Source organism: Nonomuraea sp. NPDC004702, assembly GCF_053601695.1.
This window is the reverse complement of record NZ_JBSGCE010000020.1, coordinates 84,486-99,380: the sequence shown is the minus strand read 5'-3', so window position 1 is coordinate 99,380 and position 14,895 is coordinate 84,486. Positions and strand designations below refer to the sequence as shown.

Annotated in this window: 18 protein-coding genes; 7 read left to right on the top strand and 11 right to left on the bottom strand. The window is 70.9% G+C overall.

Annotated elements, in window-relative coordinates:
- Positions 1 to 12: 12 nt before the first annotated feature.
- Both ACWEJ6_RS25005 and pknB read left to right on the top strand, forming a co-directional pair.
- The gene (locus ACWEJ6_RS25005) at positions 13 to 1,383 is read left to right on the top strand and encodes a serine/threonine-protein kinase (RefSeq protein WP_387672009.1); all 1,371 of its coding nucleotides are present in this window, start codon (positions 13 to 15) and stop codon (positions 1,381 to 1,383) included.
- 83 nt (positions 1,384 to 1,466) lie between these two features.
- Positions 1,467 to 3,311: a Stk1 family PASTA domain-containing Ser/Thr kinase gene (gene pknB, locus ACWEJ6_RS25000; protein ID WP_452426525.1), complete on the top strand. Its 1,845-nt coding sequence runs from the start codon at positions 1,467 to 1,469 to the stop codon at positions 3,309 to 3,311.
- 467 nt (positions 3,312 to 3,778) lie between these two features.
- On the opposite strand, the gene ACWEJ6_RS24995 is transcribed toward pknB, so the two are convergent.
- The 3 genes from ACWEJ6_RS24995 to ACWEJ6_RS24985 are packed head-to-tail and all read right to left on the bottom strand — an operon-like array spanning position 3,779 to position 5,131.
- Positions 3,779 to 4,351, bottom strand: a complete 573-nt coding sequence (locus ACWEJ6_RS24995) for an anthranilate synthase component II (protein WP_364327984.1) — start codon at positions 4,349 to 4,351, stop codon at positions 3,779 to 3,781.
- Positions 4,348 to 4,506, bottom strand: coding sequence for a hypothetical protein (locus ACWEJ6_RS24990; protein ID WP_452426522.1), 159 nt, complete (start codon positions 4,504 to 4,506; stop codon positions 4,348 to 4,350). Before ACWEJ6_RS24990 ends, ACWEJ6_RS24995 begins: the two co-directional genes overlap by 4 nt.
- Position 4,507: 1 nt before the next feature.
- Entirely contained in the window at positions 4,508 to 5,131 is a 624-nt protein-coding gene (locus ACWEJ6_RS24985; RefSeq protein ID WP_387672001.1) for a class E sortase, read from the bottom strand.
- Between the two features lie 144 nt (positions 5,132 to 5,275).
- On the opposite strand from ACWEJ6_RS24985, the gene ACWEJ6_RS24980 reads away from it, so the two are divergent.
- Positions 5,276 to 5,521 carry a cell division protein CrgA gene (locus tag ACWEJ6_RS24980; RefSeq protein ID WP_387671998.1) on the top strand — a complete coding sequence of 82 codons (246 nt, stop codon included), beginning with the start codon at positions 5,276 to 5,278 and terminating at the stop codon, positions 5,519 to 5,521.
- A 34-nt stretch (positions 5,522 to 5,555) separates the two neighbouring features.
- On the opposite strand, the gene ACWEJ6_RS24975 is transcribed toward ACWEJ6_RS24980, so the two are convergent.
- Positions 5,556 to 6,419 carry a rhomboid family intramembrane serine protease gene (locus tag ACWEJ6_RS24975; RefSeq protein ID WP_358291022.1) on the bottom strand — a complete coding sequence of 288 codons (864 nt, stop codon included), beginning with the start codon at positions 6,417 to 6,419 and terminating at the stop codon, positions 5,556 to 5,558.
- A gap of 112 nt (positions 6,420 to 6,531) precedes the next feature.
- Entirely contained in the window at positions 6,532 to 7,068 is a 537-nt protein-coding gene (locus ACWEJ6_RS24970; protein WP_352363322.1) for a peptidylprolyl isomerase, read from the bottom strand.
- Positions 7,069 to 7,287: 219 nt separating this feature from the next.
- On the opposite strand from ACWEJ6_RS24970, the gene ACWEJ6_RS24965 reads away from it, so the two are divergent.
- Both ACWEJ6_RS24965 and ACWEJ6_RS24960 read left to right on the top strand, forming a co-directional pair.
- The gene (locus ACWEJ6_RS24965) at positions 7,288 to 7,725 is read left to right on the top strand and encodes a hypothetical protein (RefSeq protein ID WP_352363324.1); all 438 of its coding nucleotides are present in this window, start codon (positions 7,288 to 7,290) and stop codon (positions 7,723 to 7,725) included.
- 99 nt (positions 7,726 to 7,824) lie between these two features.
- Positions 7,825 to 8,901 (top strand): hypothetical protein, encoded by a 1,077-nt coding sequence (locus tag ACWEJ6_RS24960; RefSeq protein WP_452426519.1) that lies wholly within the window; start codon positions 7,825 to 7,827, stop codon positions 8,899 to 8,901.
- A 2-nt stretch (positions 8,902 to 8,903) separates the two neighbouring features.
- Here the strand turns inward: ACWEJ6_RS24960 and ACWEJ6_RS24955 are convergent, their stop codons facing one another.
- Positions 8,904 to 9,524 carry a hypothetical protein gene (locus ACWEJ6_RS24955; RefSeq protein ID WP_452426517.1) on the bottom strand — a complete coding sequence of 207 codons (621 nt, stop codon included), beginning with the start codon at positions 9,522 to 9,524 and terminating at the stop codon, positions 8,904 to 8,906.
- A 125-nt stretch (positions 9,525 to 9,649) separates the two neighbouring features.
- Here ACWEJ6_RS24955 and ACWEJ6_RS24950 point away from each other — a divergent pair, with 125 nt between their 5' ends.
- Together ACWEJ6_RS24950 and ACWEJ6_RS24945 are read left to right on the top strand one after the other, a co-directional pair.
- Entirely contained in the window at positions 9,650 to 10,321 is a 672-nt protein-coding gene (locus tag ACWEJ6_RS24950) for a response regulator transcription factor (protein ID WP_352363329.1), read from the top strand.
- Positions 10,318 to 11,664 (top strand): ATP-binding protein, encoded by a 1,347-nt coding sequence (locus tag ACWEJ6_RS24945; protein ID WP_452426515.1) that lies wholly within the window; start codon positions 10,318 to 10,320, stop codon positions 11,662 to 11,664. The genes ACWEJ6_RS24950 and ACWEJ6_RS24945 overlap by 4 nt, the downstream gene beginning before the upstream one ends.
- On the opposite strand, the gene ACWEJ6_RS24940 is transcribed toward ACWEJ6_RS24945, so the two are convergent.
- The 5 genes from ACWEJ6_RS24940 to ACWEJ6_RS24920 all read right to left on the bottom strand — a co-directional run bounded on the left by ACWEJ6_RS24940 (position 11,651) and on the right by ACWEJ6_RS24920 (position 14,869).
- Positions 11,651 to 12,616 (bottom strand): GNAT family N-acetyltransferase, encoded by a 966-nt coding sequence (locus ACWEJ6_RS24940; RefSeq protein WP_452426513.1) that lies wholly within the window; start codon positions 12,614 to 12,616, stop codon positions 11,651 to 11,653. The two genes, ACWEJ6_RS24945 and ACWEJ6_RS24940, sit on opposite strands and share 14 nt — an antisense overlap.
- 10 nt (positions 12,617 to 12,626) lie before the next feature.
- A complete protein-coding gene (locus ACWEJ6_RS24935) occupies positions 12,627 to 12,977 on the bottom strand; it encodes a hypothetical protein (protein ID WP_452426511.1) in 351 nt (116 codons plus the stop codon).
- Entirely contained in the window at positions 12,974 to 13,351 is a 378-nt protein-coding gene (locus ACWEJ6_RS24930) for an SgcJ/EcaC family oxidoreductase (RefSeq protein WP_452426509.1), read from the bottom strand. Before ACWEJ6_RS24930 ends, ACWEJ6_RS24935 begins: the two co-directional genes overlap by 4 nt.
- A 115-nt stretch (positions 13,352 to 13,466) precedes the next feature.
- Complete coding sequence (locus tag ACWEJ6_RS24925) at positions 13,467 to 14,039, bottom strand: PadR family transcriptional regulator (RefSeq protein ID WP_452426507.1); 573 nt, start codon at positions 14,037 to 14,039, stop codon at positions 13,467 to 13,469.
- Positions 14,040 to 14,074: 35 nt separating this feature from the next.
- Positions 14,075 to 14,869, bottom strand: coding sequence for an MBL fold metallo-hydrolase (locus ACWEJ6_RS24920; protein WP_397155006.1), 795 nt, complete (start codon positions 14,867 to 14,869; stop codon positions 14,075 to 14,077).
- Positions 14,870 to 14,895: the final 26 nt, after the last annotated feature.

The following is a 14,895-nucleotide window of genomic DNA, read 5'->3' as shown; positions in this document are numbered from 1 at the left end:
ACGTGCTGGGTCATGCGGCTCCGTAACCGCTATCTCCTGCTCTCCCGCATCGCCACGGGCGGTATGGGAGAGGTGTGGCGCGCCCGTGACGAGCTTCTGGGCCGCGAGGTCGCGGTCAAGATCCTGCGCAGTCACATGCACGCCGACCCCACGTTCCGCGAGCGCTTCCGCAACGAGGCGCGGCTCACGGCCGCCCTGGCCGATCCCGGGGTGGCCCAGATCTTCGACTACGGCGAGCAGAGCGATCTGGCCTATCTCGTGATGGAGCTGGTGCACGGCGAGCCGCTGTCGGCCATCCTGGGGCGCAACGGCGCGCTCGGGCCCGAGGTGGCCCTCGACGTGGTGCACCAGACCGCCAAGGCGCTGCACGCGGCCCACTCCTCCGGGATCATCCACAGGGACGTCAAGCCCGGCAACCTGCTGGTCACCCGCGAGGGCACGATCAAGGTGACCGACTTCGGCATCGCCCGCGCCCTGGAGGCCGCGCCCGTCACGCAGACCGGCACCGTCCTCGGCACTGCCCAGTACGTGAGCCCGGAGCAGGCCCAGGGTTTCCCGCTCACGCCCGCGACCGACCTGTACTCGCTGGGCGTGGTGGCCTACGAGTGCCTGGCGGGCCACACGCCGTTCCGGGCCGACAGCCAGGTGGCGATCGCGCTGCTGCACCTCAACGAGCAGCCGCCGCCGCTCGGCGCGGACGTGCCCGTCCCGGTGCGCGACCTGGTCATGACGCTGCTGTCCAAGGAGCCGGGGATGCGTCCGGCCTCGGCGCTGGAGGCGGCCGACCGGGCGTACGTGCTGCGCCAGTCGCTGGTCGAGGGCGTCGAGCAGGGCGCCGACCTGAGCATGTACACCGATCCGGCGGGTTTCCGGGTGCGCGAGCCGGCCACGGAGGACCAGCGGGCGACCGAGAGCCTCGCCCCGGCGACGACCGTCCAGAGCCCGCCCGACCCGCCGCCACGCAGCCGCCGCGGCGCGCGGACGCTGGCGCTGGTCGCGACGGCCGGCTGCGTGGCCGCGGTGGGGCTGAGCGCGATCACGTTCGCCAACCGCGATACGACGCCGCCTCCCCTGCCGGAGATCGCCGAGCCCAGCCACTCCCCGATGCAGTCGCCTGAGCTGCTCAGGCCCACGCGGACGAAGAAGCGCACGCGCCGACCCCCGGCGGTTCCGGTGAAGTCGACGCGGCCGGTACCCTCGCGGTCGGCTACGGTAAGCAAGTCGGCTACTCCTACGAAGAAGCCGACACCGAAGCCAACCCCGACCACCCGTACCCCGACTCCCACCCCCACCACCCCAACGCCCAGCAGGACACCGACAACTCCGACACCAACCGCTTCGCCGGACCCGGGTGGCACAAACCCGCCGAAGGAGGAGACGTGATGCGCTACGGGGTCGATGATGGACACCGGCGGCCCCCCGAGCAGGCCGGTACCCAAGATGAACGGTAAGGGACAGTGCAGGAAATGACTCAGCCTCGGCTACTCGGAGGTCGTTACGAGCTCGACGGTGTCGTCGGGCGCGGCGGCATGGCCGAGGTGTATCGCGCCCGAGACATCCGGCTGGACCGCATAGTCGCGATCAAGACCCTCCGCTCCGACCTGGCGCGCGATCACACCTTCCAGGCCCGCTTCCGCCGCGAGGCGCAGTCGGCGGCCTCACTGAACCACCCCGCCGTCGTCGCTGTCTACGACACCGGCGAAGACGTCACCGACGGCACCCCGGTGCCCTACATCGTGATGGAGTACGTCGACGGCCGGACGCTGCGCGACCTGCTGCGCCAGGACCGCCGGCTGCTGCCCGAGCGGGCGGCCGAGCTGGTCGACGGCATCCTGCGCGCGCTCGACTACAGCCACCGCGGCGGCATCGTCCACCGTGACATCAAGCCGGCCAACGTGATGATCACGCGCGCCGGCGACGTCAAGGTGATGGACTTCGGCATCGCGCGCGCGATGGCCGACTCGGCCGCCACCATGACCCAGACGGCGCAGGTGATAGGGACCGCCCAGTACCTGTCGCCCGAGCAGGCCCGCGGCGAGCGCGTCGACGCCCGCAGCGACATCTACTCCACCGGCTGCGTGCTGTACGAGCTGCTCACCGGCCAGCCGCCGTTCACCGGCGACTCCCCGGTGGCGATCGCCTACCAGCACGTCCGCGAAGAGCCGATCCCGCCCTCGCAGATCGACCGCGAGATCCCGGCGTGGGCTGACGCGATCGTGCTCAAGGCCATGGCCAAGGACCCGGCCCACCGCTACCAGAACGCCGGCGAGATGCGGGCCGACATCCAGCGGGCCATGTCCGGCATGCCGGTCGACGCCCAGACGATGGCGATGACCGGGAACTTCAACCAGGGCACCCGCATGATGACCGCCACCCAGGCGGCCCAGGGCCCGGCCACGCAGCGCACCGGCGCGGTCCCGCCGTACGAGTACGGCGACGGCGACGGCACCCGCGTGGGGCGGCGCAGGGCCTCCGGCGGTGGCGGCAACGCGGTCAAGACAGCGTTGTGGATCATCATCCCGCTGCTGATCATCGGCGCTTTCGTCACGGTCGGCTACCTGGTGTTCGGCACCAAGGCCGCGCCCACCGACGCCTCGATCACCATCCCGGCCCTGGCCACGCAGAAGCTGGATCCCGCGCAGAAGGCGCTCATCACCCTGGGCCTGAAGCCCGAGGTGGTGCAGGAGGCCAGCGACGAGTTCGGCAAGGGCACGGTGATCCGGACCGAGCCGGCGGAGGGCGAGAAGGTCGAGAAGGGCGCCACGGTCAAGCTGGTCGTGTCCAAGGGCAAGGAGAAGGTCGCCGTACCCGACGGGCTCATCGGCATGGACACCCAGGACGCGATGAAGGCCCTCGCCGACGTCGGCCTGAAGGGCGTGGTCAAGACCAAGCAGTCCGCCAAGCCCCAGGGCAAGGTCTTCGAGACCAAGCCGGCGGCCGGCACCGAGATCGAGAAGGACGCCAGCGTCACCCTCTACGTGCCGTTCGAGCTGACCGAGCTGCCCGACGTGACCGGCTACACCCAGCAGGACGCCATCGCCGCGCTCAAGGGCGCCGGCTTCAAGGTGAAGGTGTCGCCGCAGGCCGACAGCCAGGCCGAGGGCACGGTCATCCAGCAGAACCCGGGCGCGGGCCAGAAGCTGCCGCCGAACACGACGATCACGATCGTGGTGTCCACCGGCCCCGAGACGGCTCCGCCGCCCACCAACGAGCAGCCGACCGAGCAACCGACCGACGACCAGACGGACGACTTCCCGTCCGACGAGCCGACCGAGGACAACCCGATCGGCGACGACGGCCTCAACGGCTGACCGACCCCCCCAGGGCCGCCCTCCCCACACGGGAAGGGCGGCCCTCGGCGTTCCACCGCAGAACTTCCGGCGCGCCGACCACTCAGCCTCGCGGAAGGGGCCGGGGGGCGAGTGCGCCGTGTTGTGGGAAGGGGGCCGAGAGTAGCGAGCGTCCCGTGTATCGGGAAGGGCCGAGAGTAGCGAGCGTCCCGCGTTGCGGGAAGACCCGGGGTCGCGAGCGCCCCCCGGTGCGGGGATGGCCCGGGGGTCGCGAGCGTCTGGCGTTGCCGGAAGGGCCGGGGTGGCGGGTGGCGAGCCCTGCCGGAAGGGCCGGGGTGGCGGGTGGCGAGCCCTGCCGGAAGGGCCGGGGTGGCGGGTGTTCCGGTGTGCCGGGAGCCGGGGTTCACGGGGAGCATGGAGAACGCCCCCGCCGCTCGGGGGCAACGGCGGGGGCGTTCATTTGGTAGTCGCTCTGTGCGAGCCGGGCGTTACACGATCCCGTGCAGCCAGTTCCCGAGCAGCCGGTGGCCGTGCTCGGACAGCACCGACTCCGGGTGGAACTGGATGCCCTCGATGGGCGCCCGGCGGTGGCGCAGGCCCATGATCACCCCGTCGTCGGTGCGGGCGGTCACGTCGAGGACCTCGGGGACGGTCTCCGGCAGCACGGCGAGCGAGTGGTAGCGGGTCATCGGCACCGGCGACGGCAGGCCCTCGAAGACCCCCTTGCCGTCGTGGTGCACGGCGCTGGTGCGCCCGTGGACCAGCTCGGGCGCGCGGGCCACGGTGGCCCCGAAGGCGACCGCGATGGCCTGGTGGCCGAGGCAGACGCCGAGCAGGGGCGTGCCGCGTTCGGCCGCGCGCAGCACCAGCGGCACGCTCACGCCGGCCGCCTCCGGGGTGCCCGGCCCGGGGCTGACGAGCACGCCGTCGAAGGCGTCGCCGTCGCGCACGCCCACGACGTCACGGGGGCGCACGTCGCAGTCGGCGCCCAGCACGCGCAGGTACTGGACGATCGTGTGGACGAAGCTGTCGTGGTTGTCCACGACCAGCACGCGGGTCATCTTCTTACGGTCACCTCGTCGAGCGTCACCGCCGGCTCCAGGAGCGGGAACACGGCATACCAGAGTACGACCCCCACGACCATGACCAGCAAGGCGGCCGCCAGCACCTTGCGACGGGGGGCGCCGGGCAGCTTGCGCCAGATCCAGCCGTACATGTCATTCCTTTCTGAGCTCGGTCTTCTTGAGCACGCCGTACACGATGAGGCGCTGGGCGGCGGAGTACTCGGGGTGGCAGGTGGAGAGGGTGATGTAGGCGCGGATGGGACGGATGTCGGGCTTGCCGGGGACGGGGGCGAGCACCTCCACCTCCGTGGGCTCCACGACGTCCTGGGACGTGACGCGGTAGGTGTAGCGGGCCTCGCGGGCGTCCACGACGATCTCGTCGCCGCGTTCGAGCTCGTCGAGCTCCTTGAACGGGGCCGCGTACGTGGTCCGGTGGCCCGAGACCACGAAGTTGCCGATCTGGCCGGGCATGGCGCTGTCGGGGTAGTGTCCCGGGCCCTTCTTCAGGTGCTCGGCGTCCACGCCTTCGACGATGGCGTACCGGTAGTCGCGGCCGAGCCGCGGGATGCTCAGCATGGCGACGGCCCTGCCGAGCTGGACTTTGTCGATGCGGCCGCGGTCGCGCTCCGCCTTCTCGGCGGCCAGCTCGCGCTGGAGCAGCAACTGCTGGCTCTTGGTGTAGGCGCCGGTGCCCCAGAGCAGGTAGGCGCAGAACAACATGAGGACCAGGCCGGCGGTGATGCTCAGCTCCCCCACGGCCCGGAAGATGGACCGCATGTCGTCAGCGTATTCATGACATCTCCCGACGTGGGGGATCGCCATGTCGTGCGCGTGGCGACTATCCTGGGGCACGCTTCAACTACGCTTAACGAAGAGCCTGTGGACGATCCGGAAGCCCAGGCCCTCAGCAGGAGTTACCCAGTGCCCAAGTCCAAGGCTCGCAAGAAGGCGGTTTACACCCCGCCGCAGAAGTCCCAGCAGGTCAGGGTCAGCCCGCGCTGGCTGGCGCCCACCATGGTGGTGTCCTGGATCATCGGCATCCTGTGGATCGCGATCTACTACATCGCCCCGCAGGCGCCCTTCTTCAGCGACCTCCAGAACTGGAACCTGCTGATCGGGTTTGTCTTCATCATCTTCGGTGTGGTTCTTTCCACCCGCTGGCGTTAGTTCTTTCCACAGTCTTTTCCACAGCCTGGGGAAGTCAGATCGAGCTCAGGATCGCCGAGGTCCGGGCCATCACGAGCACGGCTAGCACGGCCAGCGCTCCCGCGATCGCCAGCACCTGCCACAGGGTCCGGTTGTTCTTGGGGGCGTAGGCCATCGCTCCCGCCAGCACCGAACCGGTGATCAGGCCGCCGACGTGCCCTGTCCAGCTGATGCCCGGGAACACGAAGGTGATCACCAGGTTGATCACGATGAGCATGGCGATGCCGCGTACGTCCATGTTGAGCTTGCGGCCCACCACGAAGACGGCGCCGAAGAGGCCGAAGATGGCTCCGGACGCGCCCACGGTCGGCTGGCCGAGCGGGTCGAGCCAGAGGCTGAGCACGCTGCCGCCGACGGCGCTGACGAGGTAGAGGGCCGTGTAACGCACGTGCCCGAACGCGCGCTCCAGATAGGGCCCGACGACGTAGAGCGCCCAGCAGTTGAACAGGATGTGGAAGACGCCGGCGTGCACGAACGCGGCGCTGACCAGCCGGTAGTAGTCGCCGAAGACCGCCACTCCGGCCGGCCACATCTGCAGCGCGCCGGTGACGGCGGGCACGAGGTATTGGGCGCCGAAGACGAGGACGTTGACGGCCAGGATGGCCCAGGTGACGTACGGTGTGCCGACGACCTGGCCGCCGAAGGTGGAGCGGGCCTGGCGGAAGCCCTGGTTGCCCTGGGCGACGCATTCGGGGCACTGGAAGCCCACGGCGGCGTCGCGCATGCAGTCGGGGCAGATGGGCCGGTCGCAGCGCTGGCAGCGGACCCAGGTCTCCCTGCCGGGATGCCGGTAGCACGTGGGGACCGCCTCGGCAGGCTGCTCGGGCTGCGAGGGCGGGCTGGGCGGCTGGCTGGTCATGTCCAGAGCCTATGACGTACCGGACGTAGCTGTGTGCCGTCGATCAGGGCTGTGACATGCCTGCCCGAAGGGGGCGGGACCCGTGGACGGCCCGCCCCCGTCAGCGATCGGCTCAGCCCTGTACGCGCTCGATGGTGACCGACTCCAGGACGACGTCCTGGACGGGACGGTCGCGCCGGTCGGTGTCGGTCTTGGCGATGGCGTCGACGACGTCCTGGCCCTCGACGACCTCACCGAAGATCGTGTGCTTGCCGTTGAGGTGCGGCGTGGGCACGACCGTGATGAAGAACTGCGAGCCGTTGGTGCCCTTGCCGAACCGGACGCCCGCGTTGGCCATGGCCAGCAGGTAGGGCCGGTTGAAGTAGAGGTCCGGGTGGATCTCGTCGTCGAACTCGTAGCCGGGGCCGCCGATGCCCTGGCCGAGCGGGTCGCCGCCCTGGATCATGAAACCGGAGATGACCCGGTGGAAGATGGTGCCGTCGTACAGACGGGCCGTGCTCTTCTCGCCCGACTCCGGATGCGTCCACTCGCGGGTGCCCTCGGCGAGCTCCACGAAGTTGCGGACGGTCTTCGGCGCCTGGTTCGGGAAAAGCTCGACCTTGATATCGCCGCGATTGGTCTTCAGATTTGCGATCAGCTTCTCAGCCACGAGACAGCTGCCCCCCTCTATGCACAGGGTTGTTTGTGATGTTCTGAGCAGTATGGCCGTTCGGCCTCCTGAGCCATCCTCCCATGGACCGCCATGATTGAGCCGCCTTGTCCAGGGAAGGTCAAGCGCGGGGCCCCAACGACAGGGGAGGTTGTCGTGTCCCTGACACTGAAGAGACGCCGCGTGGTAATAGAGGTACCCGCCACGTGGATGGGCCGCATGAAGGCCCAGGCCGTCAAGACCGGCCATCGCATGGCGCCAATGGCGGACCAGGCCAAGGTGGCCACCGCACAGCGCATCGAAGACGCCCGTTACTGGGCGGCGCCAAGGCTCGACGCCGCGGCGCACGGGTTCGAGGATCAGGTCGCCCCCAAGGTCAGCAGGATGCTGTCGGCGGCGGCCAAGCGAATCGACCCGAAACCGTCCCGGTCACGGCGGTGGCCGACGATGGTGCTGCTGACCGGTCTTGCGGTCGGCGCGATCGGCTACATGGCCTACCGTCGCAACGCCCAGCAGTGGACCGAGCACATGAAGGACTCTGCCTCCGATGCATCACGCTGGGTCGGTGAGAAGGCGGACAGGACCGCGCATTCAGCGGACCGGATGGCGTCCAACGTGCAGAACAAGACGGACCAGGCATCGCACAACATGCCCTGATCCAGACCGAAAGCGCGCCCCCGCTCTCACGAGAGCGGGGGCGCGCTTTCGCGTTCCGGCCCGTTGACGGTTCACCAAGCGCTTGCTACAAAGCCGAGCATGGCGCTGTCACCGCTCGACGATCACCCCGTGCACCAGACCGCCCAGGTCATGCGGCACGTCGCCACCTCCGACCGCAACTTCTACGACCGCTACTACTTCAACTGCCACGCCGGCACCGACGAGCTCATGCTGATCGTCGGCCTCGGCCAGTACCCCAACCTCGGCGTCACCGACGCCTTCGCCCTCGTAAGGCACGGCGACCTGCACCGGGTCGTGCGGGCCTCGCGCGAGCTGGGCCCCGACCGGATGGACACCAGGATCGGCCCCTTCCGGGTCGAGGTGATCGAAGGGCTCAAGCGGCTCCGCGTGATCCTGGAGCCGACCGAGCATGGCCTGTCCTTCGAGCTCGACTGGGAGGGGACGATCCCGGCGACCCTCGAACCCCGCCACTTCCTGCGCTGGCAGGAACGGGTGATGTTCGACTCGGTGCGGCTCGCCCAGACCGGCCGCTGGTCCGGCAGCATCGCCGTCGGCGACCAGGTGATCCCGGTCACCCCCGACCGCTGGCTCGGCACCAGGGACCGGTCATGGGGCGTGCGGCCGGTGGGCGAGCCCGAGCCGCCCGGCATCCAGGCGAACAACCCCGGCACGTTCTACTGGCTGTACACGCCGATGAAGTTCGACGACCACGCCATCCTGTGCATCATCCAGGAGGACCACCGTGGCCGGCGGCTGCTGGAGGAGGCCGTGCGCGTCTGGACGGACGGGCGGGAGGAGGAGTACCTCGGCCGGCCGGACTACCACCCGGTCTACGCCCCGGGCACCCGGGACGTCGTGGACGCCGTGATCGCATTCTCGCCGCCGGGCGGCAGGCCGTTCGAGGTGCGCTGCACGCCGGTGCTGCCGGTGCACCTCATGGCCGGCACCGGATACGGGCTGGAGCCGGAGTGGAGGCACGGCATGTACCAGGGGCCGGGGCCGGTCGTGCAGGGGGTGACGTACCGGCTGCCCGACGACGCCGCCAGGATGTGGGGCCTGGTCGACGCCGTCGGCCGCTTCGAGTACGACGGGCTCGTCGGCCACGGCCTGTACGAGTACTGGGCGCTCGGCCCGCACCCGTCGTTCCCCGGGTGAACCTACTTGGCGGGCTCGGCGGGGGCGCACTCGATGTGGACGACCTTGCTGGGGTCGTCCAGCTGCTTGGCGCCCGGGGGAAGCTCGGTCGCGGGCAGCGCCGGAAGCATCCGCGCCGCCTCGCCTTCAGGAAGGGCGGTGGGTCCGGCCTCGGCATCGGTCAGGGGGGTCGCCGGGACGGCGGGCACGGCCTCGCCCTCGGGAACGGTGGCGCTCGGGGTGGTGGGCGCGGCCTCGGTGCCGGACTGAGGGGCGACCGGAGCGGAAGGCGTGGTCGGGGCGGCCTCGGTGCCGGACTGAGGGGCGGTCGGGGCGGAAGGCGTGGTCGGTGCGGCCTCGGTGATCGTCCGGGGGGCGAGTTCGATCACGCGGCCCCGCTCGGCCTTGAGCTCAGGCGCGCCGTCCGCCCGCTCCCCCTTCTCGTCGCGCATGACGAAAATGCGGGCCGCCGGGCCGTCGGCGAGCTTGACCTCCTTGCCGTCCGACGTCCGGCAGAGCACAGCCGTGGTGGTGGCGGTGGTGGTGTCGGGTGCGGGGGTTCCGTCGGCCAGGGCGGAGCCGCCCAGGCCCGCGAGCGCGAGCACCCCCACCGTGCCGAGGACCGCGAGACGTCGCTTGAACATGCATTCTCCTCAGTGGAATCCATCCGAACGCCCCCGAGCGTGCTCGCCCGCACCTGAAGCGACCCTGAACGCGCCCGAAATGATCTTCAGGTTGGCTTTAGGTTCGCTCAGGCACTCTGGACGTCGTGCGAGTGCTGCTGGTGGAGGACGAGGAACGGCTGGCCGGCCTGATCAAGGGCGGGCTGGCGGGCGAGGGCTTCGCCGTGGACGTGGCCCACGACGGGCGCGACGGCCTGTGGATGGCGACCGAGAACGCCTACGACGTGATCGTCCTGGACGTGATGCTGCCCAGGATGAACGGCTACACGGTCTGCTCCCGGCTGCGCGAGGCGGGCGACTGGACCCCGATCATGATGCTCACCGCCAAGGACGGCGTCTACGACGAGGCCGAGTCGCTCGACAACGGCGCCGACGACTACCTGGCCAAGCCGTTCTCGTACGTGGTGCTGCTGGCCCGGCTGCGCGCCCTGGTGCGGCGCGGCGGGACCGAGCGGCCGGTGACGATCACGGTCGGCGACCTGGTGGTGGACCCGGCCGGCCTGCGCTGCCGCAGGGGCGGGGTGGAGGTCGGGCTGACGCCGAAGGAGTTCGCGGTGCTGCACGCGCTGGCCCGCCGTCCCGGCGAGGTGGTGTCCAAGAGCGAGCTGCTGGCCCAGGCGTGGGACTTCTCCTACGACGGCGACCCGAACATCGTCGAGGTCTACATCAGCGCCCTGCGCAGGAAGATCGACCTGCCGTTCGGCCGGACGACGCTGGTGACCGTCCGGGGAGCGGGTTACCGGTTGGAGGCGGCATGAAGGCGCTGCTCGGACGGCCGACGTGGGCCCGGGTGTCGAGCGGGCTGTCGTCGGTGCGGGTGCGGGCCACCGTCGCGGCGACGCTGGTGGTGGCCCTGGCGCTCGGCGTGGCCGCCCTGGTGCTGGTCATGGCGTTGCGCGGCACGCTGGAGGGCAACGCGGGCGAGGAGGCGGTCAGGCGCGCCGCGGCGGCGATGCCGTACGCGGAGACGGTGCCGATCATGCCGGAGGGGGCGACGCCGGCGGCCACGACGACCGCCGCCCAGATGAGCACCATCATGGTGGACGACCTGTCCGTGGTGCGGCTCGCCGATCCGGACCTCGTCCTGGCCGGCCGCGCCACCGGCTCGCCCGCCCTGTGGGCGCAGCCGGCCGACTACGCCGTCGCGGGCCTGCAGGTGAGCACGCCGACCGGCCCGGCCACGCTCTGGTCGCGGGTCTCCCTGGACGGCGTGCAGAAGGCCGTCCAGGCCCTGTACGGCGCGTTGCTGCCCGGCGTGCCCGCCCTGCTGCTCGTGGTGGCCGGGATGACCTGGTTCTCCGTGGGCCGCGCGCTGGCCCCCGTGGCCGCGATCAGGGCCAAGGTGGCCGACATCACGGCCCGCGACCTGCACCAGCGCGTGCCGGTGCCGGGCTCCAAGGACGAGATCGCGGCCCTGGCCACCACCGTGAACGGCACCCTCGACCGCCTGGAGACGGCCGTGGGCCGGCACAAGCGGTTCGTCGCCGACGCCGCGCACGAGCTGCGCAGCCCCATCGCCACCCTGCGGGCCCGGCTCGAACTGGCCGAGCAGAGCGAGCTCACCCGCGAGGCGCTGGCCGACGTCGAACGCCTGCAGTCGCTGGCCGCCGACCTGCTCATGCTGGCCAAGCTGGACGCCGGCGAGCCGCTGCGCACCGACGAGCTGGACCTGGGTCAGGTGGCGGCCGAGGAGTCGCTGCGCGCCAGGCGGCGGCCGGAGATCAGGGTCGAGCTGGACATCGAGCCGGACGTGGTGCTGCACGGCTCCCGCGCCCACCTCGACCGGCTGGTCACCAACCTGACCGACAACGCGGTACGGCACGCCGCCTCGGCCGTACGCGTACGGGTGCGCGCCGAGGAGGGCCGGGCCGTGCTGGAGGTGCGCGACGACGGCCCGGGGATCCCGCCGGAGCACCGCGAGGCCGTCTTCGGCCGCTTCACCCGCCTGGACGAGGCTCGGGCGAGGGACGCCGGCGGCGCCGGGCTCGGCCTGCCCATCGCCAGGGACATCGCCCACCTGCACGGCGGCACCCTCACGTACACGGACGCCGGTTTCGTGGCCCGGTTCCCCCTCGCGGACGGGGCGCTCAGCCCCGTTTGACGGCCAGGGCGTAGTTCGTGCTGCGCTGGAAGATCTCGAAACCGGCGCGGGAGTAGACGCTGACGGCTCCCGTGGGGTTGTCGGCGTCGACGCCCAGCCCGGTCGTGTCGAACCCCTGCGCGCGGAAGGCGGCCAGGGCGTGCGCGATCAGCGCGCCGGCCACGCCCTTGCCGCGCCACTCCCGGAGCGTGCCGATGATCTGGATCCAGGCCCGGCGCTCGCCGGACAGCGCGTTGTAACCCTCGAAGGTGTGGGTGATCAGCGTGCCCACCGCCTGCCCCTCGTGCAGGGCCAGGAACGACGATTCGGGCAGGAAGTTCTGGGAGCCGACGATGTAGTCGCGCCAGCTCTCCGGGGTGTGCGGGACGCTGCCCCAGTGGTCGAGGAACGCCTCGTTGCGTACGCGGCGGGCGCCCTCGTCCAGCTCGGGCGACCAGGGGGCGATGGTCACCCCGGCGGGCGGCGTGACGGCCGGCAGGTCGCCCGACAGCGAGCGTCCCATGTGGGCGAACCAGCGGTTGGCGACGAAACCGGCGCCCTCGGCCAGCGCCTTCAGCCCGAGGTTGGTGTCGGGCGCGTAGAGGTGGATCTCCGGCTGCACGCCGGGGAACGCCCGCTCGCTCAGCCCCGGCGCCGCGGCCAGGCTCCAGTCGACGATCCGCCGCCCGAGCCCGCGCCTGCGGTGGGCGGGGTGCACTCCGCCCGACAGCCGCATGACGTGGGTGTCGGTGGCGGACTGCCGGGTCGGCAGGTAGCCGTAGGCGACGATCTCGCCGCCCTGCCTGGCCGCGAGCGTCCCCGCGGCCAGGTCGATCAGGCGGTGGCCGAGCTGCTCCCTGACGTCGTCGAGGTCGTGGACCTCGCCCGTGCGATCCTCGGCCTCGATCGCGGCCAGGAGTGCGGCGAGCGCCTCGGCGTCGTCAGGGGTCAGCGGTTCCCACACCAGGCTCATGGCCAGCAGCCTAGGACAGCCTGGCGGAGCACCCCAATTCTTTCCCCATGCGGGCGATGCCTTCGGCGAAGCCCTTTCTCGTCCGCTGTGCGAACCCGATGAAGAACCGGTTGGCCAGGGGCACGGCCCAGCGTCCCCGCTCGGCCACGTCGTAGACGCGGTGCTCCACGCGGGCGCCCTCGGGGTGCGGGAGCACGGTCCACTCGCCCCGGTACCACCAGCCGCCCTGGTAGGCCACGGTGTACCCGTCCTGCTCGACGGTCATCGGGTGTTCGGGCAGGGAACGCGTCAGGGCCTGCCACACCTGCTCGGCCGGGGCGCCGACCACCCCGGCCACCTCGGTGATCAGCCGTTTCCTCACGGCTTGCGCACCCGGCTGTTCTGGAAGGAGGCGAACCGCCAGCCTTCCGGCGTGCGCAGCGCGGTCAGCGTGACGACGGACTGCCTGCTCGGGTCGGGCACGCCGGCCACCGACGAGCTGCCGCCGGCGATCACCAGCGCGACGTCGTCGGTCAGCGGCCTGACGAGCGGCGCGGGGCCGCCCTCGGCGAGCTTGACGGAGGTCTCGAACAGCGCTCGGTGGGTCTCCTCGATCGCCTTCCTGCCCCGCAGGTGCAGGCCGAAGAAGGTGATGTAGTCGGCGTCCTCGGTGAACAGGCCGGCGTAGGCGGCGGAGTCGCCGGCGTTCCAGGTCTCGGTCATCCGCTCCACCAGGCGGGTGATCTCTTCGGACATGGCACAGCTCCTTTCGTCGCGGCGCCTATCCTGGGAGTTGCGCGTCCGGGCAGGGCAGGCGCCGTGTTCGGATGTCCGGCCGCCGGGGTGTTGGCGCACTCCGGCGGCCCTTCTCTCACCCCTCGGTCGTGCTCGTCCAGGCGAGCTCGCCCTGGTCGAGCCGGTCGAGAAGCCTTCTGATCCAGGCGAGCTCGGCGGCGTGCAGCGCCTGCTCGCACTCGACCTCCAGCATGAGGATCTCGGGCAGGCCACTGTCGCGCATGGCCTTGATGTGTCCTTCCATCCCGGCGAGCGTGCCTTCGAGGGTGGCGGCGCGGGTGCGCAGCGCCCGTTGCGCCTCGGGCAGCGGCAGGCAGCCGATCAGCGAGATGGCCGCCACGAAGGCGCGCCGGTCGGGGTCGGGCTGCTCCAGCAGCCGCCGGAGCCGGGTGATCAGCTCCTCGCGGCCCTCGTCGGTGATCTCGTAGACCGTGCGCTCGGGCCGGCGGCCCTCGCGCCCGGTCGCGGCGGGGACGATCAGCTCGTCCCTGGCCAGCCGCTCGACCGCGTGGTAGAGGCTGCGCGGCAGGCCGGTGATGTAGTCCTTGTGCGTGTCGATGATGAAGCGGTGGAGCTCGTAGGGGTGGCTCGGCTGCATCGTGAGCAGGGCGAGCACGGTCAGGTCGACCAGGCCCTTGCGTTGTGCCATGTTGCCTCCCCCTATATTGCAGTTTGCAATATAGCTCACCTGTCGAGCTGGAGGAAGGCCCGCTCGATCGCCTGCCGCGACACCTCCTCCGGGTACGGGAACCGCGTGATCGAGTCGCGCAGCCCCTCCACATGGGCCTTCGCGGCCAGCTCCGCCACCAGCGCCAGCTCGGCCTGCTGCTCCTGGACGAAGGCCCGGCCGACCACCGCGCCGTGCCCCGGCACGAACACCGGCTCGGGCAGCGCGTCGAGCATCGCGGCCGTCGTGTCCGGCCAGTCGAGCGGGTAGGAGTCGCCGAACGCCGGCGGCGCGCCCTCCTCGACCAGGTCACCGGCGAACACCACGCCGGCGTCCGGCACGTGCACGACGATGTCGTTGCTGCTGTGGCCGAGCCCGAAGTGCCGCAGGTGCACCATGCGTCCGCCGATGTCGAGGCTGGCCGAGGTGGTGAAGGTGTGGTCGGGCGGCACGATGGCGATCTCCTCCATCTCCGCGCGGCGGTCCGGCAGCCGTTCGATGACGTCCGCGCGGTGCCGCTCGCCGTAGACGTCGATCTCCTCGGCGCACCGGACGTGGCTCCAGATCTCGGCGGGGCGGAAGAGCGCGTTGCCGAAGTAGTGGTCGAAATGCGAATGGCTGTTCACGACCGTCCACGGGTGGCCGGTGATCGTCCTGATCGCGTCGATCAGGTCGGCCGCCTCCCGGTGGGAGCTGCGGGTGTCGAGCACCAGGCAGTGCCCGTCGCCCACGATCAGGCCCGTGTTCAGGTCGAAGGACCGATGGCGGCGCACGTATACCCGGTCGCCGACCTCCTGCCACTGCTCGTTCATGGCAACGAACCTTACTTTTCGGACTT

What these genes read in the sequence shown, in the direction of transcription:
- ACWEJ6_RS24995 (WP_364327984.1), bottom strand. Translation starts at nt 4,351, where the DNA reads ATGACCCGCGTGCTGGTCGTGGACAACCACGACAGCTTCGTCCACACG.
- pknB (WP_452426525.1), top strand. Translation starts at nt 1,467, where the DNA reads ATGACTCAGCCTCGGCTACTCGGAGGTCGTTACGAGCTCGACGGTGTC.
- ACWEJ6_RS25005 (WP_387672009.1), top strand. Translation starts at nt 13, where the DNA reads ATGCGGCTCCGTAACCGCTATCTCCTGCTCTCCCGCATCGCCACGGGC.
- ACWEJ6_RS24945 (WP_452426515.1), top strand. Translation starts at nt 10,318, where the DNA reads ATGAAGGCGCTGCTCGGACGGCCGACGTGGGCCCGGGTGTCGAGCGGG.
- ACWEJ6_RS24965 (WP_352363324.1), top strand. Translation starts at nt 7,288, where the DNA reads ATGAAGGCCCAGGCCGTCAAGACCGGCCATCGCATGGCGCCAATGGCG.
- ACWEJ6_RS24955 (WP_452426517.1), bottom strand. Translation starts at nt 9,524, where the DNA reads ATGTTCAAGCGACGTCTCGCGGTCCTCGGCACGGTGGGGGTGCTCGCG.
- ACWEJ6_RS24925 (WP_452426507.1), bottom strand. Translation starts at nt 14,039, where the DNA reads ATGGCACAACGCAAGGGCCTGGTCGACCTGACCGTGCTCGCCCTGCTC.
- ACWEJ6_RS24920 (WP_397155006.1), bottom strand. Translation starts at nt 14,869, where the DNA reads ATGAACGAGCAGTGGCAGGAGGTCGGCGACCGGGTATACGTGCGCCGC.
- ACWEJ6_RS24940 (WP_452426513.1), bottom strand. Translation starts at nt 12,616, where the DNA reads ATGAGCCTGGTGTGGGAACCGCTGACCCCTGACGACGCCGAGGCGCTC.
- ACWEJ6_RS24930 (WP_452426509.1), bottom strand. Translation starts at nt 13,351, where the DNA reads ATGTCCGAAGAGATCACCCGCCTGGTGGAGCGGATGACCGAGACCTGG.
- ACWEJ6_RS24975 (WP_358291022.1), bottom strand. Translation starts at nt 6,419, where the DNA reads ATGACCAGCCAGCCGCCCAGCCCGCCCTCGCAGCCCGAGCAGCCTGCC.
- ACWEJ6_RS24985 (WP_387672001.1), bottom strand. Translation starts at nt 5,131, where the DNA reads ATGCGGTCCATCTTCCGGGCCGTGGGGGAGCTGAGCATCACCGCCGGC.
- ACWEJ6_RS24960 (WP_452426519.1), top strand. Translation starts at nt 7,825, where the DNA reads ATGGCGCTGTCACCGCTCGACGATCACCCCGTGCACCAGACCGCCCAG.
- ACWEJ6_RS24990 (WP_452426522.1), bottom strand. Translation starts at nt 4,506, where the DNA reads ATGTACGGCTGGATCTGGCGCAAGCTGCCCGGCGCCCCCCGTCGCAAG.